This window comes from Campylobacter sp. S4:11 (assembly GCF_024723695.1).
In the GTDB taxonomy this organism is placed as follows: Bacteria; Campylobacterota; Campylobacteria; order Campylobacterales; family Campylobacteraceae; genus Campylobacter_D; species Campylobacter_D jejuni_C.
In genome coordinates this window covers 68,154-88,481 of sequence record NZ_JANQDC010000006.1, presented here as the reverse complement: position 1 = coordinate 88,481, position 20,328 = coordinate 68,154, and the positions used below count along the sequence as shown (strand labels likewise).

The following is a 20,328-nucleotide window of genomic DNA, read 5'->3' as shown; positions in this document are numbered from 1 at the left end:
AACTTAAGGAAAAATATGAAAATTTTTTATTTACTACTAGCTCCTTTACTGTTACTTGCTGATGCGCAAGCAAATGCAGAACTTTTTGGAGTTTGGACGCTTTTGCCGCCAGTGATAGCTATTATCTTAGCTTTTATTACTAAAGATGTGGTGCTTTCGCTATTTATTGGTGCATTAAGTGGCACTTTTATGTTGGGACTTATTGAAAATAGCATTTATCATGCTATCATAGCTTCTTTTACGGGGTTTATTTCTAAAGTAGTAAATGCTATGGCAAGCCCTGGTAATGCAGGGATTTTATTACAAGTTTTAACTATAGGTGGAGTTGTAGCTCTTATTACAAAAACAGGAGGTACTAAGGCTGTAGCTGTTTGGCTTTCTACTAAAGCTAAGCAAGCAAAAAGCTCGCAATTTGCTACTTGGTGTATGGGGATTTTTATTTTCTTTGATGATTATGCTAATTCATTAATCGTAGGTCCTATCATGCGTCCAGTGACAGATAAATTTAGAGTAAGCCGTGAAAAACTTGCTTTTATTATGGATGCAACTGCAGCACCAATTACTGGTCTTGCTATCATTTCTACTTGGATAGGACTTGAAATTTCTTTAATTCGTAGCGGATATGATCTAATCGATAATGCAACTTTTGCGCATTTGGGTATAGTAAAAGAAGAAATCAATGCTTTTGAAATTTTTGTGCAAACCTTACCTTATAGATTTTATAATCTTTTTATGTTGATTTTTGTTATTTTAACTATTTACACAGGTAGAGAATTTGGACCTATGCTAAAAGCTGAACTTAGAGCCAGAGCGGGTAAATTTTCTCATGGTCATGAGCAAATTGATAATATAGAAGATAAAGTTTTAGAGCCAAAAGAACATGTAAAATTGCAAGCTTCTAATGCTATTATACCTTTGGCTGTTTTGATTGTATTTTCATTTATAGGTTTTTATTTTAGCGGTTATAACGCCTTAGATGATGCAAGTATTAAAGCACAAATTGATGCAGCACCACTTAGTCTATTTGCTTTTAGAGAAACTTTTGGCGCAGCTGATGCTTCTGTAGTATTATTTCAAGCAGCACTTTTAGCTACCATAGTGGCTATTATTTTGGGAATGTATAGAAAAATATTTACTTTAAAAGAAGCTATTGCAGTTTGGACTCATGGTTGGAGAACTATGATTATGACTGTGATTATTTTACTTTGCGCATGGTCATTAGCTTCTGTGATTAAAGATTTAGGAACTTCTAAATATTTAATTGATTTATTTTCAGATAAAACACCTATTTACTTGCTCCCTACGGCAATTTTTATTTTTGCTTCTATTATTTCTTTTTCAACAGGAACTAGTTATGGGACTATGGGTATTTTAATGCCTTTAGCTATTCCTTTGGCTATGGCTGTTGGGGTTCATAATGAATTAAGCGGAGCAGAGTTACACCAATATATGATTATTAATATTTCAGGGGTTTTAACAGGGGCTATTTTTGGAGATCACTGCTCACCAATTTCTGATACCACGATACTTTCATCTATGGGGAGTAAGTGCGATCTTTTAGCTCATGTTAGCACGCAAATGCCTTATGCTTTGAGTGTTTGTGCTATTAGTATACTTTGTGGTTATCTACCAGTGGCACTAGGACTTAATGTATGGCTAGGACTTGTTTTTGGAATCTTAGCTATGATAGCTTTACTTTTTGTGGTTGGCAAAAAGGTAGATGCATAGATGCATTTTGAAGAAAAAATTGCTTTAAATAAAGCATTGTTTTCTTCTTTATATGATGGAGAAATTCAGTGCTTTAAATCACCTTTAAAAGCTTATAGAACTAGGGCAGAATTTTCTATATATCATCATGAAAATGGGAAAATTTCTTATGCAATGTTTGAAAATAAGAAAAAAATTCCTATTGAAAAATTTGATATAGCAGATGAAAAAATTCAAAAATACATGCCTATTTTATTAAATAATCTAAATGAAAATTTAAAACATAAGCTTTTTGGAGTAGAGTTTTTAGCTACAAAATTAGATTTAAGTGTAACTTTACTTTTCCATAAAAATATAGAGCTAATTACACAAGATTTACAAAAATTAGCAGAAAAATTAAATCTCAAGCTCATAGCAAGAAGCAAGGGTAGAAAACTTGTATTTAATGGGGAAAATTTAAGACAAGCTCTAAAGATCAATACAAATGAATTTTTATATGAGTTTAATAATGATTGTTTTATCCAGCCTAATACTTATATCAATGAAAAGATGATTGAATGGGTTGCATCTTGTGTAGAGATTGATTTTAAGCAAGATTTATTAGAGCTTTATTGTGGTTATGGAAATTTTACCATAGCTTTGGCAAAAAACTTTAAAAAAGTTTTAGCAACTGAAATTTCTAAAAAAAATATCGAATTTGCTTTAAAAAATTGTGTTTTAAATTCTATTGAAAATATAACTTTTACAAGGCTTTCTAGTGAAGAATTAAGTCAAGCTTTGAAAAAAGAAAGGGAATTTAATCGCTTAAAAGGCATAGATTTAGATGGCTTTAAAATATCTCATGTTTTAGTCGATCCTCCAAGAGCAGGACTTGATCTAAGTGTGATTGAACTTATTAAAAATTATGAAAATATCATTTATATTTCGTGCAATCCTATCACTTTAAAAGAAAATCTTGAAATTTTATGTCAAAGTCATGAAATTTTAAATTTGGCCTTTTTTGATCAATTTGCCAATACTCCTCATCTTGAATGTGGGGTGCATTTAAGAAAAAAAGCTTAGTATAAGTTAGAATTTATACAAGCTTTGTTATTATAAAAATAGTTGATTTAATCAATTAATTTTTATAAAGGATTTCTCATTTTATTTCAAAAAATTACCTATACAAATAGAAAAATACTCTATAAAGTCAATGAAATTTTAAAACCCTTTGGATTAAAATCAAGTGATTGGAGGGTTTTTGTGTATTTAAATCAGCATGGTTGTAGCACTTTAGCTCCAATATGTGAGTTTTATCAGATGGATAAAGCTATACTTTCTAGAGTTGTTTCTAAATTAGCAAAACTTGAATATATAGAGTTTTTAAAAGCAGATGATAAAAGAGAAAAAATCATTACTTTAAGTGCTAAAGGTAAAGAAATTTTTTTTGATGCAAATGTTTGTATAAGAAAATATGAAAAAGAAATCTTAGATATATTAGATGAACAAGATCAAGAAGTGCTTTTAAAATTACTTGATTATATCAATGAAAAAATTTAAGAAAGGTTTTTTCATGGGTCTTAGTAAGAAATATAATTTATTTAATGTAAATTTTTTCTGTATTTTTGGGATAAATTTTGTTATTTGTCTTGTTTTTTATATGAGTACTATTTCTAGTACAGATTATGTTTTGGGTGTTTTAAATCTTCAAACTAGCACCGCAGGACTTATAATGGGTGCTTTTGTTATAGGTGCTTTGCTTTCTAGACTTTATTTTGGTTCTATTATTGATGGTATTAATATAAAAAAAGTGATTATATTTTCACTTTTATTTTATCTTTTTATTAATTTAATGTATTTGAAATTTTATAATGTGTATTTTTTGGTATTGATACGCTTTTTAGCTGGAGTTTGCTATGGAATTTGTTCTTGTGCTTGTGGGGCAGCTATTGCTAGAATAATACCTAGTAATAAAAGAGGAATTGGTATAGGGTATTATGCTACGAGTGTTGTTTTAACTTCAGCTTTAGGACCTTTTTTGGCCATAAAACTTGACTCTATCAACTTATTTCAACTAAGCTTTTTAATTGCAAGTGTGAGTATTATCTTTGCATTAGTTTTATCAATTTTTTTAAAAGTAAGAAGATTTGAAAAACATTATCATGTAAAAAGAAAATTTAGTATTTATAATTATTTTGAAAAATCAGTTTTAAATTTAGCTTTGATTACTTTTTTGATCGCATGTCCTTTTGGAGCTATTATAGCTTATATGAGTGCTTATACTCAAAGTTTAAATTTAAGCTTTGCTGGATCTATGTTTTTTGTAATATATGCTGGATTTTCTATAGTTTTTAGACCTCTTGCTGGAAAGGTATTTGATAAACATGGAGCTAATATTGTAATAATTTTTTCATTATTTAGTTTTATATTGTGTTTACTTTTACTTGCGTTTGCAAAAAATTTTTATATGATTATTATCGCCGGTATATTTTGTGCACTAGGTTATGCAAATGCTACTTCAAGTGCACAAGCTTTGGCTATCAAACTAGCTCCTAAAGAAAAAATGGGGTTAGCTAATTCTACTTTTTTTCTATCTTTGGATTTTGGCATAGGAGTTAGTCCTTATTTGTTGGGTATTGTTGAACCAAGTATAGGTTTTGCTAATGTCTATGCACTTTGTGCTGTACTTGTTTTGTTTGCTTTTGTTTTATATTATTTATTAATAGTTAAAAAAACTTTTTGTTAATTTTATTTTAGATACAATGCTTTTTTTAAAATAAGGAAAAAGCATTGAGCGATAGTCATAAAATACTAAGTTCTATGAAAAATATCGCCATTATAGGACTTAGTCCTAATCAAGAAAAACCTTCGTATTTTGTAAGCAAATATTTACAAGATTTAGGTTATAAAATTTATCCCATCTATCCTAAAGAAGATTTTATTTTAAACGAGAAAGTTTATAGAAATTTAAGGGAAATTTCTTTTGAAATCGACACGGTTGTAATGTTTAGAAAAGCAAGTTACGCAAATGAAATTTTTGAAGATCTTTTAGCTAAAAATGTTAAAAATTTTTGGATGCAACTTGGTATTATTAACGATGAAATAATGCAAAAATGTAAAAAATTTGGTATAAATTGTGTTCAAGATCGTTGTATTAAAATAGAATTAGATAAAAAAGGTAAATCATGATTGAGTTAAATAAAATTTATCAAGCAAAGCAAAAAATTGCAGATTTTGTATTAAAAACCCCTTTGGTGTACTCTTCTTTTTTAAGTGAGTTTTTGGAAACTGATGTTTTTTTAAAATGTGAAAATTTACAAAAAACAGGTGCTTATAAAATCAGAGGTGCTTATAATGCTATTGCTAATTTAAGTAAAGAACAAAAGCAAGCAGGTGTAATAGCTGCAAGCGCTGGAAATCATGCACAAGGAGTTGCAATTAGTGCTAAAAAATTTGGGATAGAAGCTGTGATTGTTATGCCTGAAGCTACACCTTTGCTAAAAGTAAGTGCGACTAAAAATTTAGGTGCAAAAGTGATTTTAAAAGGAGATAATTTTGATGAGGCTTATGCTTATGCGTTAAATTATGCTAAAGAACATCATTTAAATTTTATTCATCCTTTTGAAAATGAAAGTATTATAGCGGGGCAGGGTACTTTAATGCTTGAAATGCTTGATGAAATAAGTGATTTAGATATGATTTTGGCTCCAGTTGGTGGGGGAGGTTTGATTAGCGGTGTGGCAAGTGCCGCTAAGCAAATTAATCCTGCTGTAAAAGTTATCGGAGTGAGTGCTAAGGGAGCTCCTGCTATGTATGAGAGTTTTAAAAGTAAAAAAATAATCAATTCAAAAGCTGTTAGAACTATAGCTGATGGTATAGCAGTGCGTGATGTGAATAAAATTAATTTTGATATTATTCTTGAATGTGTTGATGATTTTATTCAAGTTGATGATGAAGAAATAGCTAATGCAGTATTGTATTTACTTGAAAAACATAAAATCACAGTTGAAGGTGCTGGAGCATCAGCAGTTGCTGCACTTTTGCATAAAAAAATAGATTTAAAAAATCATAAAAAAATCGGTGTGATTTTAAGTGGTGGAAATATTGATGTGCAAATGTTAAATATTATCATAGAAAAAGGTTTGTTTAAGGCATTTAGAAAAATGCTTATCAACGTTACTTTGATTGATAAACCAGGTGCTTTAAGTGCTTTAAGTGATGCGATTAAAGAGGCTCAAGCTAATATAGTTAAAATTGACTATGATAGATTTTCAACCAAGCTTGAATATGGCGATGCGATGATTTCAATTACCTTAGAAACTAAAGGAAAGGAACATCAAGATTTAGTTAGAAAAATACTTTATGACAAAGGTTTTAATTTCAATGAAATTTTATGATAAATAAAATATAATATTTTGTAAATAAATAATAGGAAAAAAAATGTCGCAAGAAAAAATTTTAGAGCCAGATACTTTAATAACCTCTAAAACAGATTTAAAAGGGGATATTATTTACGCTAATGATGATTTTTTGAAATATGCAGGTTATAAAATGGAAGAAATCTTATACAAACCTCATAATATTGTGCGTCATCCTGATATGCCAAGAACTGTTTTTAAGTGTTTGTGGGATTATATACAAGATGGGAGAGAAATTTTTGCTTTTGTAAAAAATAAAACCAAACAAAATGATTATTATTGGGTTTTTACTAATGTTACGGCTTCGTTTGATGAGCAAGGAAATATTATAAATTATTATTCAGTAAGAAGAAAACCTAAAAGAGAAGCTATACCGACAATAGAGCAAGTGTATAAAATTCTTTTAGAGGCTGAGGAAAAGGGCGGTATAAAAGCTGGAGTTGATGAGCTTGTTAAAATAGTTAGCTCTTATGGTATGAGTTATAATCAGCTAATCTTAGAGCTTCAAAAGTGATTTTTATAAATTTTATTTATAAATTGTTGTTTGTATATAAGATATAATCACTCTCTTTTTTGATTAAAACTGAGGAGATCAAATTATGTCTGTAGAAAAAATTCTAACATCAGATGTTTTGATAACATCAAAAACAAATTTAAAAGGTGAGATTATTTATGCAAATGAGGATTTTTTGAAATATTCTGATTATAAAATAGATGAAATCTTATACAAACCTCATAGTATTATGCGTCATCCTGATATGCCAAGAACGGTTTTTAAATATTTATGGGATAACATTCAACTTAAAAAAGAAGTTTTTGCTTTTGTAAAAAATAAAACAAAATATAATGATTATTATTGGGTATTTGCTAATGTTACTGCTTCGTGTGATACAAACGGAAGTATTTTGAATTATTATTCAGTAAGAAGAAAACCAAAAACAGAAGCCATTAAGACAATGGAAGAAATATATAAGATACTTTTAGTGAAAGAAAAGGATAATGGTGTTAAATCCGGGATTGAAGAGTTGGAAACAATAGTGAAATCTTATGGAATGACTTATAATGAACTAATGATGGAAATTCAAAAATAACTAAAAAGGATTTTTATGAAAAATATTATGTTTATCGGTATTATTTTAAGTATGTTAGGCTGTGGAATTTCTTTGTTTTTTACAGAATTTATTTCCTCTGGATTTTTTTTAGTTTTGTTTTTGTTGCTTATATGCAATTTATTTATCTTAAAAAAGGAAGAGGAATTTAGTGATAAAATTTTACATCTCAGCAGAGAGCTAAAAAATGGTAATTTTGATTCAAGAATTGTATATATTAAATGCAATAATAAAAAACTAAAAGAAATTGCGGATAATCTTAACAATACTATAGATGGTTTAGAAGCTTATTTGAGAGAAATTAATACTTCTATTGCTTGTTCGCAAAAAGGAGAATATTTTAGAAGGGCTATTCCTGAAGGTTTAAAAGGAATTTTTGTTCATAATATTAATTTTATCAATAAAGCTTTGGATGATATAGAAAAAACAGGAAAATCTGTTTTTAAAAATGCTTTATCGAGAGAATTGATGGATTTAAGTTTAAATAGTCAAAATAAAAATTTAAATGATTTATCTTCTGCATTAAACGGGATTATTAAATTAATGAGAGAAGTTTTTGGTGATATTAAGATTATTTCAGATACTGCTCAAAAAAATGGTCTAGAGGTTGGCAACTTGCAAGATTCAATTTCTTCTATGATGCAGGTAGCTGATGAAAGTAAAAACGCTGTTGATACTTTTGCTTCAAATGCTCAAAGCATTAATGCGATTGTTGAAGTTATTAGAGATATAGCAGATCAAACCAATCTTCTTGCACTAAATGCGGCTATTGAGGCTGCTCGTGCAGGAGAGCATGGTAGAGGTTTTGCGGTGGTTGCGGATGAAGTAAGGCAACTTGCAGAAAAAACTCAAAAAGCAACAGGTGAGATTACTTTAGCAATTCAAGTAATGAATCAGGAAATTAGCTCTATACAAGAAAATAGTGAAAAGGTATTTGATATTGCAAATTCTTCTAATAGTAAAATTGCTGATTTTAGTGAAGCATTTAGGGAATTAGAGGATAAAAGTTCCCATTTAGGAAAAGAATTTGTTAATTTTGCTTCTGATTTGACTTTATCAGCTATGAAAATAGATCATATTTTATATAAATCAGATGTATATTTAACACTTAACGGTTCACAAGAGAAACTTCAAAATTTAGATCCTATTTCTACTTTATGTAAAGATGAAGATGCTAAAAGTATTTTCTGTCCTTTAATTTCTCAAAGCGAAATGGACTCTAAAAGTGAAAAAATACAACATTCTGCAAATAAAGCCATAGAAGTAGCTAAAAAAGAAAATATAACAAAAGAAGATTATGATTCAATTATTAGTGATATAAGAGAGTTAGAAAAAGACAGCAAGTTGATTATGGATAAACTAGAAGCTTAATAAGCTTCTAGTTTTTTTACACAAGAGCTATTTTTAATACTTCATTTAAAGTTTTTACCCCAATTATTTTCATATTTTCTATTACTTCCTCTGGGATATCTTTTAAGTCTCTTTCGTAATTTTTATGTGGGATTATGGCCGTTTTAATATCAGCTTTGTAAGCAGCAATTAATTTTTCTTTTAAGCCACCTATTGGTAAAACATTACCCATTAAGTCAATCTCTCCTGTCATTGCAACATCAGATCTTACTTTTTTATCACTAAAAATAGAAGCAATAGCTGTAGTAATTGTTATGCCTGCACTTGGTCCATCTTTTGGTGTTGCGCCATCTGGAACATGAATATGAAGATTATATTGATTGTAAACACTCTCATTTTCTTTATAAAAAAGATTTTCAGGTACTATAATTTGCTTTTCATCAATTAAATTTTTAATAAGACTTTGGGCAATTTTTGCTGATTCTTTCATTACATCACCCAAACTTCCTGTAAGAGTTAGCTCGCCTTTACCTTTGATTTTAATAGTTTCTATTTTTAATACATCTCCACCCACTGCAGTCCATGCAAGTCCATTTACTTGTCCGATTTTGTTTTCTTTTTCATGTTTTTCTATTTCAAAGACTTTTTTGCTTAAAAAATCTTTTAAATTTTTAGTATTGATTTGAATGTGTTTAGTATTTTCCTCTAAAAGAAGTTTTTTAACACATTTTCTACAAACTTCAGCAATCTTTCTTCTTAAATTTCTTACACCTGATTCTCTAGTATATTCATTTACTATTAATTCTATAGCATCATCATCAAAGCTAATTTCTTTTTCCTTGAGTCCATGTTTTTTTATTTCATCAGGTATGAGATAGTTTTTGGCTATTTGGAATTTTTCTTGAGGAGTGTAAGAGCTAAGCTCTATAAATTCCATTCTATCTTTTAAAGCAGCAGGTATTAAGCTTGCATCATTTGCAGTAGCTATGAAAATGATTTTACTTAAATCGATGTTGAAATTTAGATAATAATCCCTAAATTTAGTATTTTGTTCAGGATCTAAGATTTCAAGTAAAACCGCACTTGGATCTCCTCTATGGTTGCGACTTAGTTTGTCAATTTCATCAAGCACAACAACAGGATTGCTTTGTTTAGCTTCTATAAGTCCTTGTATAATACGTCCTGGCATAGCTCCTATATAGGTTCTTCTATGTCCTCTTAATTCATTAACATCCTCTAAACCGCCTAAAGCTATGCGCACCAACTCTCTTTTTAGTGCTTTTGCGACCGAATTTGCTAAAGAAGTTTTACCAACACCTGGAGGTCCAACTAAACATAAAATAACTTTAGCACCATCTCTATCTTTGATTTTGCGTTTTTCTAAAAGTTCTTTAACGGCAAAGTATTCTTCAATGCGTTCTTTTGGTTTTTCTAATGCATAATGATCACTGTTAAGCTGTGAAGACACATCTTTTAAATTAAGTTTTTTCTTTGAAGAGTGCTCAAAAGGTATATCTAAAACTGTCTCTATGTAAGTTTGCACCATAGATGCTTCTGAATTATCTTGATGAATTCTTTCATATTTTTGAATTTGTTTTTTGATTTCTTTGTAAGCTTCTTCATACATAAAAGCTTTTTTCTTTTCTAATTTTTTATTATATTCTTCTACTTCACTTTCTTTTTGTATATCACTTCCAAGTTCTCTTTGAATTTGTTTGAGTTGTTCTTTTAAGAAATATTCTTTATTGACTTTGTCTATTTTAGAATGAACTTTGTTTTTGATTTCTTTTTGGATTTTATTTGCTTCAATTTCTTTAGCTAAATGATCAATTAAATTTAAAAGTTTTGTTTCCAAGTTTGTTTCAATAAAAAATTCATATGCTTGCTGCTTTTTGATTTTGATAGAATTTAGTATCAAATCACAAATTCTACTAGGCTCAACATCTTCTTCTATGGTTCTTAAAAGATCAGGTGGAAAATAATGACTCACAGTAGATAAAGCTTTAGCCTTTTCTCTTACTACTTCAATGATAGCCTCTTTTTTTGTGTTGCATAATGGTTCTTGGTGGATTAAATCAACTAGAGCAAATAAAGGATCATCTGAGATCTTCTCAATAATCTTAGCTTTAGCATAACCTTGAAATAAAATTTTAATCCTACCATCAGGCAGTGGAACTTTTCTCATTATAGTCCCTATTACCCCGCAATCATAAATATCATCAAAACCACGCCCACCTTCAATTTTTGATGGCGCTACAAAAATCATGCTTTCATTTTGCAAAGCAGTATCTAAGGCTTTGATATTTTGCATGTCATTTAAAAAAATCGGTGTTATCATAAAAGGGTATAAAAAAAGCTCATCTTCCACAAGAACAGGAAGTTTTGTCGGATAGTTTTGAGTATTTTCTAATTTCATTACATTATACCTTCTTCAAATATTTTTCTATACCATGGAAGTTCTGGTTTGATCATATCGATTTTATTAAAATCGGAATTTTCTATTTTTTGCTTATAAATCTCATAGCTTTGCTCTCTATTTTTTTTCTCGTACAACTCTGCTATACTTGTATCAAGATAAAAAACTGCAAGATTAAATTTAGTAAGCATGGTGTCAATTAGATCATTATATTGCACATTAGGGTAGTTTTGATTGTATTCATTGATTTCTTCTATTGTTTTTAGCATTAGTGCTTGGTTGCGATTTGGCACAGCAAAAGAGTCGAATTTGGCTTTGATTTTTAAATATCTTATATAAGCTACATTTTTTGAATCACCAAATTTATTTAAGTATTCATCAAGATAAAAATTTGCCATTTCATATTCTTCTTCGCTTATATGAGCTTGAGCTAATATAAGTAAAGTTTGCTCTAATAATGGATCAGCAATATGCTCAGCTGCCATTGAAGTATAGTGTTTATCAGCTGCTTCAAGATTTTTTTCTTGCAAATCTTTTATAATTTGTTGATACCATTCCATTGAGCTTAGATTATATAAATCTTCAGCTTTTTTTGAGCTGCATGCCCCTAAAAATAAACTCGCAATAATAAGTGAAAAAATAAAAAGTTTTTTCATAGTGTTACCTTATAAATTTTTGATAATTTATAATTATAGTGTTTTTATGTTTATGAAAATGTTAATTTTTAAAACTAAAATTATATTCAAAAACTTTTAATTAGTGTAATTTTAAAGTTGGAACTAAAATTGCTTTATGAGTTGTAATTTCTTAGTCAATAGATTTTAGGAGGCAAGATGAACTTAGAGGTTAAATGTCCTATTTTAGGGTTTGAAGATACCAAAAATATGAACTTTTATAAAATAGACGAGGTTTTTTATAGACTTAAAAGCCTTGATGGTAAAGATTTTTCTTTTGTGATGATTGATCCTTATATGATCCGTCCTGATTATGATTTTGAAGTGCCTGATTATTATCAAGAATTATTAGCTTTAAATGAGCAAACTAATTTTGGTGTGTTTGTTATAGTGGCTATTAATGAGCCATTAGAAGAATCTACGGTAAATTTTTTAGCACCTGTTGTGATGAATTATGATAATAACTCTTTAGTGCAAGTGATTTTAGATACAAGCAAATATCCTAATTATTTTCAGTCTGAAAAGATTTCAGCTTTTATTAAACAAACAAAATAATGTCTGAAATTTATATTTTAGGAAATGGTGCTATGGCAAGTGCTATAGCTAAAGGTTTAGAGGATACTTATAAAGTAGTTATTGTTGCTAGGGATTTAAAAAAAGCCAGTGGTTTAAATTTAAAAGTATTATCGTATGATGAGTTTGATATGGATAATAAAAATATTATTTTGGCTTTTAAACCTTATGCATTAGAAGAAGTAGCTGTTAAATTAAAAGGCAAGGCAAAGTGGCTCATTTCGGTTTTAGCAAACACTACTTTTGAGCGGCTTCATTGTATTGATGCACAAAATTATGTGAAAATTATGCCAAATACAGCAGCCGAATTTAAAGCTTCTACAACTGCTTATTTAATGGAAAAAGATTTATTTAAAGATGAAATTTTATCTTTGCTAAATACTTTTGGTAAAGCCATAAGTTTGCAAAATGAAAAAGAATTTGATATAGCTATGGTTTTGAGTGGTTGTGCTCCTGCATTTTTGGCTTTGGTAGCAGAAAGTTTAGCTAATGCAGGTGTGAAAAATGGTTTAAAAAATGAGCTTAGTTATGAGCTTACTCGTGCAAGTTTTGAAAGCTTTAGTGCTTTGTTTAATCATGCTCATCCTGCTATTATTAAAGAAAAAATTTGTTCTCCAGCAGGAGTAACTATAAAAGGAATTGAAGCTTTAGAAAAAAGAGCTTTACGCGGTGCCTTTTTTGAAGCTTTTAATGCAAGTTTAAATAAATGAAGCAAGCTTTTAGTCTCCTAGAGCTTGCTTTTTGTATTGTAATTTTATCTTTTATTTTTGGATCTTATTATCTTGTATTTGCAAATAAATCTTTAAATGTTATATGGCAAAATCAAACCCTTTTTAATGAAGAAAAAGAATTGCTAAAGAAAATTCCTTCATATAAAGCAAAAGAAATACATATAAATACTTATAACTTTTTAGAATACACTAGTAATGAGTTTAAACTTAAATCTTTAAAAATAAAAGATTTATCCTACAAAGAAGCTTTTATAGATGAAAAAAGCTTTTAGCTTGTTAGAGCTTGCACTAAGCCTTGTTATCTTGGGTGTATTGATTACCATCTTAAGCAATCCGGCTATACATCTTTATAATCATAGTTATAAAATTAAAAATTCCAACACAGTATTTTTAAATTTAAACCAAACTTTGCTTAGTATGGAAAAATTTTATCATTCTTGTTTAAATGTGACATTGACAAGTAGCTCTTTTGAATGTTATATGAGTGCAAATGATGATATTTTTTATGATATATCGTTAAAAAAGTTAAATTTTAGTGGTGTTATTTTAGAAAATAATGAAAGTTTTTTTAGTCCAAAAAGCAATTTGCATTTTGTAGAAAATGGAAGTTCTAAAGGAATTTTAAGTAATTATAAAGATATGCATAGTGAAAAAAAGTTAAAAATATATGCTAATGATTATATGTATTTTTATGATATAAAAAATTCAAAAATTTATAAAGTGCTAGTTAGCGATAGAGAGAAAATATATTTTATTAATGAGAATTTTAGTGGATTTTATACTATTTTATATGCTTATATTAGGGTGTATTTAGAAAATGAAAATATTTATATACAAATAGATGATTTAAATCATAACAAACGATCTTTTTTGCTAGCTCAAAATATTTCAAAGCTTATTTTCAAGCAAGATGATAAGGCACTAAAAGTTTTAATATGCGATAAAAGTCAAAATGAATGTTTATCTAAGTGGATGTTTTTATGAAAAAATCTTTTGCTATGATTTATACAATATCTTTTATTATATTTATCTCTTTTGTTATGATATTTATAATAAAAATTTCTTCATATTCTCCAAGAATTATGAAAGATTTAACTCTTTATACTCAAGGAAAGATTTTACTCCATGATGCAAAAGAGCTTTCTAAATATTTTTTATATCAAGCTTATTTGGAGGATAAAGAATGTTTAGATGAATATAATTTTGAATATAATAATATAAAAATACGAATTGATTATGCTTATCCTTTAGGTGAGTGTAAAGGATACAAATTGATAGCAAATAATGCTAATGCAAAAAGCATTGTAGCAATAAATATTAGTGTTTTATTAAATGATAATAAAACAGTAAATGAAGAAGTGTTTTTACAAAAAAGTTTTTTTATTTATCCTAAATTAGATTGGATGTAAGTTTGAACCCCAATAGCTATCATTTTCACTCCCATAGCCATAATAAAAACTAAAGCAATGCGTGAAAAAACATAAAGCACAAGCTTTCCTATGACTTTTTCAATAGTAGCTGAAAAGTGGAACAAGGCAAAAATAAAAGCAAAGGTAAGTAATACAGAAGCTACAGCTATGGCTAAATTTTGATCTTCTGAAATAACCACTATAGTAGAAAGTGTTCCAGGGCCTACTAGCATAGGAAATGCCATTGGCACTATACTTTTTTTTAATAATTCTTTATGGCTTAATCCTTGATAGTGTTGAAATTGAGAACTTGATGGAGTAAAAAGTAAGTTTTTAGTGCTCATAATGATTAAAATCAAACCACCTGCAACTCTTAAATCATTAATATCTATTTTAAATAAATATTTCATGATAAACGGTCCAGAAAGTAAAAAAACTAAAACAATACAAAATGCAGTATAAATGATATTTCTAAAAAGTTTTTTTCTTGTATCAGCATCTAAGCCCTCAGTCATTGCGAGAAATTGAGGAAGATTTCCAAAAGGATTTAAAACTGCTATAATAGCAACAGAAGCAAGCAAAATAACATAAATTTCAGATTCTATATCTGAAAACATAAAACAACCTTTTATTTTCCCAAGCTAAAAAGCTTGGGATTGATTTAATTATAATCCTTCAAAAGGATTAGTAACAACTTCTTTTCTATCTACGATATAAGGGATCAGCGCTACATGTCTTGCGCGTTTAATAGCAACTTCAACCATTTCTTGGTGTTTTTTGCTAGTGCCTGTTAAACGGCGTGGCATGATTTTAAATCTTTCTGATAAAGCATGTTTTAACAATGCTGTATCTTTATAATCGATGAAATCAACTTTAGCTTCAGTGTATTTGCAATATTTACGTGAATATTTTCTTTTTTCTGCCATGATTTTTTCCTTTAAAATGGTAATTCTGTGTCATCATCATATTTATCAATATCAATTTCCTTCATAGGAGTTTCTTTTTGAGGATTTTGATAAGTATTTGATGGGTTTGTTCTGGTTTGTACTTGAGCATAAGGATCAAAGCTTTGTTGTTGATTAAAATTTTGATTATAACCATAATTTTGATTGTCAAAATTGTTTTGCTGACTATTTTGTACGGTTGAACCTAACATTTCTAAATTTTCAACTTGAATACTGTGTTTTGATCTATTTTGTCCATTTTGATCACTCCACTGCTCAAATCTTAAACGACCTTCAATTAAAACTTTACTACCTTTGTTAAGATATTGATTAGCAATCTCTGCTGTTCTACCAAAAAAACTAATGTCGATAAAGCAGGTTTCTTCTCTTTTTTCTCCTGTATTTGTACTAAATCTTCTTGTTACAGCTATAGCAGAAGAGCCTATTGCACTACCTGATGGAGCATAGCGCATTTCTATATCCCTTGTAAGATTACCTACTAAAACGACTTTATTAAACATTAATTAGCCTTCTGTACTTTCACTAGCTTTGATTTCTTTTTTATTTTGTTTGATACCTTTGCTTAGTTTTTCCCAAGCTGCAATTTCTTTTTTATTTTCATATTTTACGATTAAAAATCTAATTACTTCTTCAGTGATTCTTAATACCCTTTCAAGCTCTGCAATTAAATTTGTAGGAGCCTTGAAATAAATTACAAAATAAGTTCCTCTTTCGTATTTTTTAATTTTGTACGCAAGTTTTCTTGTTCCCATTGGAACTACGCTTTCAATTTCTGCGCCATTTTTTGTAAGGACTTCTTTTACGAATTCCAACTTAGCACTTACTTCTTCTTCTGTAAGTGTTGGTTTTAATATGAATAAAACTTCATAATGTCTCATTTAATTTCTCCTTGTGGATATAAAGCCTAAATTTTTAGGCAAGGATTTCGCATAAAATGCGGATTTTATTCTACCATAAGTTTTCTTAATTTAACTTTTTAACATGGAGCTAAGTTGCAAAAGTGTTGCGATTAAAAACTCTTTTTTTTCTATTTTAGAATTCTTTTTTAATTCGTATTCGCAATTACAAAGTATTAAAAAGATATTTTTATATTGCGATATTTTGATCATAAGAGCTTGTTTTTGAAGATTTTGTGCCACAGAAATAGGCGGGGCATAGCCTAAAATTTCCTTTAAGTCTAAATTTCCATAAATTTTAATATGTAAAGCTATTTTAAAAAGTCTATAAAAATTTGCATATAAGGCATTAATCAATGCTATTTCATTGTAATTTTCTAAAATATTTTCAAGTTCATTTCTTAAATCTTTTTTTTGCATTAGTTTGTCAAAAAAATTTTCAAAGCTAATAGTGCTTAAACTATAACAATGCTCTTGAATGATTTTTTCATCGATATTTAAACCACTAAATTTATTTAACTCATTAGCTGCTAAATATAAATTTTCATTAAAATTATAAAAAAGAGCATAAAGGGCATTTTGAGTAATATTGATATTTAACTCTTTAGCTTTTAAAGCTAGTAATTCCATACCCTCCTTAGCTGAATTTACTTTATAAAATCTACAAAAATTATTAGCAAAAATTTTCTCCGCTTCACTTTGTTTAGAGCTTTCATCATAAATTTCAAGTAAAAAATAATTATCTTGTGAATTTTGACAAAGCTGTAAAAGTTGCTTGAGTTCTTTACTTGGGATTTTCTTTTGAGTTTTGATTTCTAATAGTTTTCTTTCGCTAAATAAGGAAGCGCTAGATAAATAATCATAGGCTTGCTTAAAATCATATTCTTCAAAATAAAATCTTAAACTCTCATCAAAAGAGTATTTGTCTTTAATAAATTTAGTATAAAGCTCTATTTGGAAATTATCTGCTCCATAAAGTAAGAAATAATTAGGAAAATTATTGCTATTAAGTAAGCCTTGGAGTTGATTTTTATACATTTTGGTTTCTTTCTAAACTAAAATGTTTAGTGATTTTACCAAAAATTTTAGCACTAACAATATCTACTTCAGTGATTTCTACTTCCACATTTTCTAATAAATTTGCCCTTGAGTCTATGATGGTAATCAAAGCTCCTTTAATTTCATCATTTAATTTTACTTGCAATGAACTTTGATTTTCAACCACCAAAGCTTTAAATTTTTTCCTTATATTTTCTTTTGCCCATCTTGCAAATTTTCTATCCATAAAATACCAAGCAACCTTATCTGCTTCTCTTTCTAGTAAGCTTAATTCCTCGCAAGTACTTTGTATATTTAAAAGCAAATAATTAAACATTTTTTCATCATTGTTGATTTTAGCTTTTAAAAGTCTGTGTAAAATAAGATCAGAATACCTTCTAATAGGGCTTGTAAAATGGGTATATTTATCAAAACCTAAGCCAAAATGTCCCGCATTTTCACTAGAATATTCTGCCTTTTTTTGTGCTTTGATGATGAGTTTATCTACTTCTTCTCTTATATTTAGCTCATTTGCTAAGACTTGAATGTCTTTAAATAATTCTATGACATTATTTTTAGGATTAATATCTATGCTAAGTGTTGAAAGATCAGCTAGCAATTGATCTATTTTTTTATAATCAGGACTTAAATGATTTCTAAAAACTCCTATATCAATGATTTTTGCTGCAGCTTTATTAGCTAAAAGCATGCAATCTTCGATTAAATTATGCGAGGCTGTGTCATTTTCAAGGTGTGTTTTTATGAGTTTATTATTTTCATCTAAAGTCATTCTTAGCTCTTGGGTTTTAAACTCACAAGCATTTTTTAATCGTTTTTTGCGTAAATTTTGAGTGATTTTAAAAACTTCATAAAGCCAATTGATTGCGCCTAAATCTTCTTGCGTTTGTAAATACTCATCAACTTCATCGTAATTAAAACGGCGTTTTGAGTTGATAATAGCCTCAAAAAGCTCTTCTTTAATCACTTCATTGTTTTGATCTAAACTTATTTTAAAACAAAATGCTAATCTATCTTCGTTAGGTTTTAGTGAGCAAATATTTTCACTCAAAGCTCTTGGTAGCATAGGTATGGCAATATGAGGAAAATAAATCGAAAAACCCCTTGATCTTGCTTCTTTATCAATAGCACTATAAGCATGCACATAAGCGCTTACATCAGCTATGGCTACATAAATAGCATGCTCGTTTTTATCATAATAAATTGCATCATCAAAATCTTTTGCATCAATTGGATCAATGGTGCAAAAATTTAAATTTCTAAGATCTTTTCTTGATGGATACATACTCGCATCAACTTTATTTCCATAGGCTCTTGCTTCATTTTCACATAAATTATCAAAAACTGCATTTTTATTAAAAAGTGCTAAGGAAATTTTTTCATCTACAAAATCATCATCAATATGCCCTATCACTTCAGTGATATTATTATCATGATTTTCTACTTTTAAAATAGTTCCTAAAGGCAGAGCTTTTAAGGATTTTTGAGAGGCTTTTAAGGCACATGTAAGTCCTGTTTGAATATTTACTCCAAGGACTGCTTCGCCGTATCTTTTAGTTATAACCAAAGAAGTTTCATGGGCTCTTTTAAGTATTAAAATAACTTTAGCACTTGGACGCTTTTTTTTAAGAGGGAGTAATTTTGCTACAACTATATCAGCATAATTTGCTCCTTTTAAATTTTTATTTTCTATGAGCAAATCACGCTTAAAAGCAGGATCAAAACTTTCTAAAAATCCCGTTCCATTAACTGAAATATCAATCTTACCAAAAGTAAAGCCATCTTTTAAATAGTACTTGTTTTTATAAAATTTAATAATATCACAAGTTAATAATTCTCTAATGATTTGCTTGTTTTTATTGGTAATTTCATCAGCATTTAGACCATAGCTTAGTTGATTAAATAATTCTTTCATAAGACTCTTTATAGTAATTTTTCAAAACTTAAATTTTATCATAAAAGGATTAAATTTATATTTTTTAGTTATAATCTTTGCTTTAATTTTAATTTTAGGAGTGCATAATGGCTGTATCAATTTATTATGATAAAGATTGTGATATTAATTTAATAAAATCAAAAAAAGTAGCTATTATAGGTTTTGGCTCTCAAGGTCATGCTCACGCTATGAATTTAAGAGATAGTGGTGTAAATGTTATCATAGGCTTAAAAGAGGGTGGGCAAAGTTGGGCAAAAGCTCAAAAAGCAAATTTTATAGTAAAAAGCGTAAAAGAAGCTACTAAAGAAGCAGATTTGATTATGATTTTAGCTCCTGATGAAATTCAAAGTGAAATTTTTAATGAAGAAATTAAACCTGAATTAAAAGCAGGTAAAACTCTAGCATTTGCACATGGATTTAATATCCACTATGGACAAATTGTTGCTCCAAAAGGTATAGATGTGATTATGATAGCTCCTAAAGCTCCAGGTCATACTGTAAGGCATGAATTTAGTATAGGTGGGGGTACTCCTTGTTTAATTGCTATCCACCAAGATGAGAGTAAAAATGCTAAAAATTTAGCTTTAAGTTATGCTAGTGCTATAGGTGGTGGTAGAACAGGTATTATAGAAACGACTTTTAAAGCTGAAACTGAAACAGATTTATTTGGTGAGCAAGCAGTACTTTGTGGAGGACTTAGTGCTTTAATCCAAGCTGGTTTTGAAACCTTAGTTGAAGCAGGGTATGAACCTGAAATGGCGTATTTTGAGTGTTTGCATGAAATGAAATTAATTGTAGATTTGATTTATCAAGGTGGTATTGCTGATATGAGATATTCTGTTTCTAATACAGCTGAATATGGAGATTATATCACAGGGCCTAAGATTATTACCAAAGAAACTAAAGAGGCTATGAAAGGTGTTTTAAAAGATATACAAAATGGAAGTTTTGCTAAAGATTTTATCTTAGAAAGAAGAGCAAATTTTGCAAGAATGCACGCAGAGCGTAAATTAATGAATGATTCTTTGATAGAAAAAACAGGACGCGAACTTCGCGCTATGATGCCTTGGATTAGCGCTAAAAAATTAGTTGATAAAGATAAAAACTAA

General features: G+C 28.7%; 22 protein-coding genes and 1 pseudogene. 15 read left to right on the top strand and 8 right to left on the bottom strand.

All coding sequences use genetic code 11. The features are described from left to right. Nucleotides 1-15: 15 nt before the first annotated feature. The 9 genes and pseudogenes from CAMP5053_RS03460 to CAMP5053_RS08625 all read left to right on the top strand — a co-directional run. On the top strand, nt 16-1,728 hold the full coding sequence (locus CAMP5053_RS03460) for a Na+/H+ antiporter NhaC family protein (protein ID WP_261544801.1): 1,713 nt from the start codon (nt 16-18) through the stop codon (nt 1,726-1,728). Beyond that, a complete protein-coding gene (gene trmA / locus CAMP5053_RS03455; protein ID WP_087700617.1) occupies nt 1,729-2,769 on the top strand; it encodes a tRNA (uridine(54)-C5)-methyltransferase TrmA in 1,041 nt (346 codons plus the stop codon). A 54-nt stretch (nt 2,770-2,823) separates the two neighbouring features. Then, nucleotides 2,824-3,246 carry a MarR family winged helix-turn-helix transcriptional regulator gene (locus CAMP5053_RS03450; RefSeq protein ID WP_337217274.1) on the top strand — a complete coding sequence of 141 codons (423 nt, stop codon included), beginning with the start codon at nt 2,824-2,826 and terminating at the stop codon, nt 3,244-3,246. Nucleotides 3,247-3,259: 13 nt separating this feature from the next. Continuing rightward, nucleotides 3,260-4,432, top strand: coding sequence for an MFS transporter (locus CAMP5053_RS03445; RefSeq protein ID WP_337217267.1), 1,173 nt, complete (start codon nt 3,260-3,262; stop codon nt 4,430-4,432). Nucleotides 4,433-4,506: 74 nt separating this feature from the next. Next, on the top strand, nt 4,507-4,875 hold the full coding sequence (locus CAMP5053_RS03440; protein ID WP_337217273.1) for a CoA-binding protein: 369 nt from the start codon (nt 4,507-4,509) through the stop codon (nt 4,873-4,875). Beyond that, on the top strand, nt 4,872-6,083 hold the full coding sequence (gene ilvA / locus CAMP5053_RS03435; protein ID WP_337217266.1) for a threonine ammonia-lyase: 1,212 nt from the start codon (nt 4,872-4,874) through the stop codon (nt 6,081-6,083). The genes CAMP5053_RS03440 and ilvA overlap by 4 nt, the downstream gene beginning before the upstream one ends. A 43-nt stretch (nt 6,084-6,126) precedes the next feature. Next, nucleotides 6,127-6,618: an energy taxis response protein CetC gene (gene cetC, locus CAMP5053_RS03430; protein WP_087700622.1), complete on the top strand. Its 492-nt coding sequence runs from the start codon at nt 6,127-6,129 to the stop codon at nt 6,616-6,618. An 85-nt stretch (nt 6,619-6,703) separates the two neighbouring features. Further along, nucleotides 6,704-7,195 (top strand): PAS domain-containing protein, encoded by a 492-nt coding sequence (locus CAMP5053_RS03425; protein WP_214125470.1) that lies wholly within the window; start codon nt 6,704-6,706, stop codon nt 7,193-7,195. Nucleotides 7,196-7,882: 687 nt separating this feature from the next. Then, nucleotides 7,883-8,584 (top strand): annotated as a pseudogene (locus CAMP5053_RS08625) (methyl-accepting chemotaxis protein); the annotation flags it as partial. Nucleotides 8,585-8,600: 16 nt separating this feature from the next. On the opposite strand, the gene lon reads toward CAMP5053_RS08625, so the two are convergent. Both lon and CAMP5053_RS03410 read right to left on the bottom strand, forming a co-directional pair. Further along, complete coding sequence (gene lon / locus CAMP5053_RS03415) at nt 8,601-10,979, bottom strand: endopeptidase La (RefSeq protein ID WP_337217265.1); 2,379 nt, start codon at nt 10,977-10,979, stop codon at nt 8,601-8,603. Then, complete coding sequence (locus CAMP5053_RS03410) at nt 10,979-11,635, bottom strand: outer membrane protein assembly factor BamD (protein WP_214125471.1); 657 nt, start codon at nt 11,633-11,635, stop codon at nt 10,979-10,981. The genes lon and CAMP5053_RS03410 overlap by 1 nt, the downstream gene beginning before the upstream one ends. 177 nt (nt 11,636-11,812) lie before the next feature. On the opposite strand from CAMP5053_RS03410, the gene fliW reads away from it, so the two are divergent. Genes fliW through CAMP5053_RS03385 form a run of 5 tightly spaced genes read left to right on the top strand, consistent with a single transcriptional unit; the run spans nt 11,813 to nt 14,366 of the window. Further along, nucleotides 11,813-12,208 (top strand): flagellar assembly protein FliW, encoded by a 396-nt coding sequence (gene fliW / locus CAMP5053_RS03405; protein ID WP_012661666.1) that lies wholly within the window; start codon nt 11,813-11,815, stop codon nt 12,206-12,208. Further along, on the top strand, nt 12,208-12,936 hold the full coding sequence (locus CAMP5053_RS03400) for a pyrroline-5-carboxylate reductase (RefSeq protein ID WP_337217264.1): 729 nt from the start codon (nt 12,208-12,210) through the stop codon (nt 12,934-12,936). The genes fliW and CAMP5053_RS03400 overlap by 1 nt, the downstream gene beginning before the upstream one ends. After that, nucleotides 12,933-13,229: a hypothetical protein gene (locus tag CAMP5053_RS03395; RefSeq protein WP_337217263.1), complete on the top strand. Its 297-nt coding sequence runs from the start codon at nt 12,933-12,935 to the stop codon at nt 13,227-13,229. Before CAMP5053_RS03400 ends, CAMP5053_RS03395 begins: the two co-directional genes overlap by 4 nt. Then, nucleotides 13,213-13,941: a type II secretion system protein gene (locus CAMP5053_RS03390; RefSeq protein ID WP_087700629.1), complete on the top strand. Its 729-nt coding sequence runs from the start codon at nt 13,213-13,215 to the stop codon at nt 13,939-13,941. The genes CAMP5053_RS03395 and CAMP5053_RS03390 overlap by 17 nt, the downstream gene beginning before the upstream one ends. After that, entirely contained in the window at nt 13,938-14,366 is a 429-nt protein-coding gene (locus CAMP5053_RS03385) for a hypothetical protein (protein ID WP_087700630.1), read from the top strand. The genes CAMP5053_RS03390 and CAMP5053_RS03385 overlap by 4 nt, the downstream gene beginning before the upstream one ends. On the opposite strand, the gene CAMP5053_RS03380 is transcribed toward CAMP5053_RS03385, so the two are convergent. From CAMP5053_RS03380 to CAMP5053_RS03355, 6 genes are all read right to left on the bottom strand, one after another. After that, complete coding sequence (locus tag CAMP5053_RS03380; protein WP_087700631.1) at nt 14,342-14,983, bottom strand: MarC family protein; 642 nt, start codon at nt 14,981-14,983, stop codon at nt 14,342-14,344. The genes CAMP5053_RS03385 and CAMP5053_RS03380 overlap by 25 nt on opposite strands. Nucleotides 14,984-15,031: 48 nt before the next feature. Then, nucleotides 15,032-15,292, bottom strand: a complete 261-nt coding sequence (gene rpsR / locus CAMP5053_RS03375; protein WP_039618521.1) for a 30S ribosomal protein S18 — start codon at nt 15,290-15,292, stop codon at nt 15,032-15,034. 11 nt (nt 15,293-15,303) lie between these two features. After that, the gene (locus tag CAMP5053_RS03370) at nt 15,304-15,831 is read right to left on the bottom strand and encodes a single-stranded DNA-binding protein (protein WP_087700632.1); all 528 of its coding nucleotides are present in this window, start codon (nt 15,829-15,831) and stop codon (nt 15,304-15,306) included. Nucleotides 15,832-15,834: 3 nt separating this feature from the next. Continuing rightward, nucleotides 15,835-16,209 (bottom strand): 30S ribosomal protein S6, encoded by a 375-nt coding sequence (gene rpsF / locus CAMP5053_RS03365; protein WP_012661658.1) that lies wholly within the window; start codon nt 16,207-16,209, stop codon nt 15,835-15,837. Nucleotides 16,210-16,299: 90 nt separating this feature from the next. Then, a complete protein-coding gene (holA, locus tag CAMP5053_RS03360) occupies nt 16,300-17,265 on the bottom strand; it encodes a DNA polymerase III subunit delta (RefSeq protein WP_337217262.1) in 966 nt (321 codons plus the stop codon). Next, the gene (locus CAMP5053_RS03355) at nt 17,258-19,198 is read right to left on the bottom strand and encodes an RNB domain-containing ribonuclease (RefSeq protein ID WP_261544807.1); all 1,941 of its coding nucleotides are present in this window, start codon (nt 19,196-19,198) and stop codon (nt 17,258-17,260) included. The genes holA and CAMP5053_RS03355 overlap by 8 nt, the downstream gene beginning before the upstream one ends. A gap of 107 nt (nt 19,199-19,305) precedes the next feature. Here CAMP5053_RS03355 and ilvC point away from each other — a divergent pair, with 107 nt between their 5' ends. After that, entirely contained in the window at nt 19,306-20,328 is a 1,023-nt protein-coding gene (gene ilvC / locus CAMP5053_RS03350) for a ketol-acid reductoisomerase (RefSeq protein WP_337217261.1), read from the top strand.

Coding starts and splice junctions, on each gene's coding strand:
- CAMP5053_RS03460 (WP_261544801.1), top strand. CDS start 16: ATGAAAATTTTTTATTTACTACTAGCTCCTTTACTGTTACTTGCTGAT.
- trmA (WP_087700617.1), top strand. CDS start 1,729: ATGCATTTTGAAGAAAAAATTGCTTTAAATAAAGCATTGTTTTCTTCT.
- CAMP5053_RS03445 (WP_337217267.1), top strand. CDS start 3,260: ATGGGTCTTAGTAAGAAATATAATTTATTTAATGTAAATTTTTTCTGT.
- CAMP5053_RS03440 (WP_337217273.1), top strand. CDS start 4,507: ATGAAAAATATCGCCATTATAGGACTTAGTCCTAATCAAGAAAAACCT.
- ilvA (WP_337217266.1), top strand. CDS start 4,872: ATGATTGAGTTAAATAAAATTTATCAAGCAAAGCAAAAAATTGCAGAT.
- cetC (WP_087700622.1), top strand. CDS start 6,127: ATGTCGCAAGAAAAAATTTTAGAGCCAGATACTTTAATAACCTCTAAA.
- CAMP5053_RS03425 (WP_214125470.1), top strand. CDS start 6,704: ATGTCTGTAGAAAAAATTCTAACATCAGATGTTTTGATAACATCAAAA.
- lon (WP_337217265.1), bottom strand. CDS start 10,979: ATGAAATTAGAAAATACTCAAAACTATCCGACAAAACTTCCTGTTCTT.
- CAMP5053_RS03410 (WP_214125471.1), bottom strand. CDS start 11,635: ATGAAAAAACTTTTTATTTTTTCACTTATTATTGCGAGTTTATTTTTA.
- fliW (WP_012661666.1), top strand. CDS start 11,813: ATGAACTTAGAGGTTAAATGTCCTATTTTAGGGTTTGAAGATACCAAA.
- CAMP5053_RS03400 (WP_337217264.1), top strand. CDS start 12,208: ATGTCTGAAATTTATATTTTAGGAAATGGTGCTATGGCAAGTGCTATA.
- CAMP5053_RS03395 (WP_337217263.1), top strand. CDS start 12,933: ATGAAGCAAGCTTTTAGTCTCCTAGAGCTTGCTTTTTGTATTGTAATT.
- CAMP5053_RS03390 (WP_087700629.1), top strand. CDS start 13,213: ATGAAAAAAGCTTTTAGCTTGTTAGAGCTTGCACTAAGCCTTGTTATC.
- CAMP5053_RS03385 (WP_087700630.1), top strand. CDS start 13,938: ATGAAAAAATCTTTTGCTATGATTTATACAATATCTTTTATTATATTT.
- CAMP5053_RS03380 (WP_087700631.1), bottom strand. CDS start 14,983: ATGTTTTCAGATATAGAATCTGAAATTTATGTTATTTTGCTTGCTTCT.
- rpsR (WP_039618521.1), bottom strand. CDS start 15,292: ATGGCAGAAAAAAGAAAATATTCACGTAAATATTGCAAATACACTGAA.
- CAMP5053_RS03370 (WP_087700632.1), bottom strand. CDS start 15,831: ATGTTTAATAAAGTCGTTTTAGTAGGTAATCTTACAAGGGATATAGAA.
- rpsF (WP_012661658.1), bottom strand. CDS start 16,209: ATGAGACATTATGAAGTTTTATTCATATTAAAACCAACACTTACAGAA.
- holA (WP_337217262.1), bottom strand. CDS start 17,265: ATGTATAAAAATCAACTCCAAGGCTTACTTAATAGCAATAATTTTCCT.
- CAMP5053_RS03355 (WP_261544807.1), bottom strand. CDS start 19,198: ATGAAAGAATTATTTAATCAACTAAGCTATGGTCTAAATGCTGATGAA.
- ilvC (WP_337217261.1), top strand. CDS start 19,306: ATGGCTGTATCAATTTATTATGATAAAGATTGTGATATTAATTTAATA.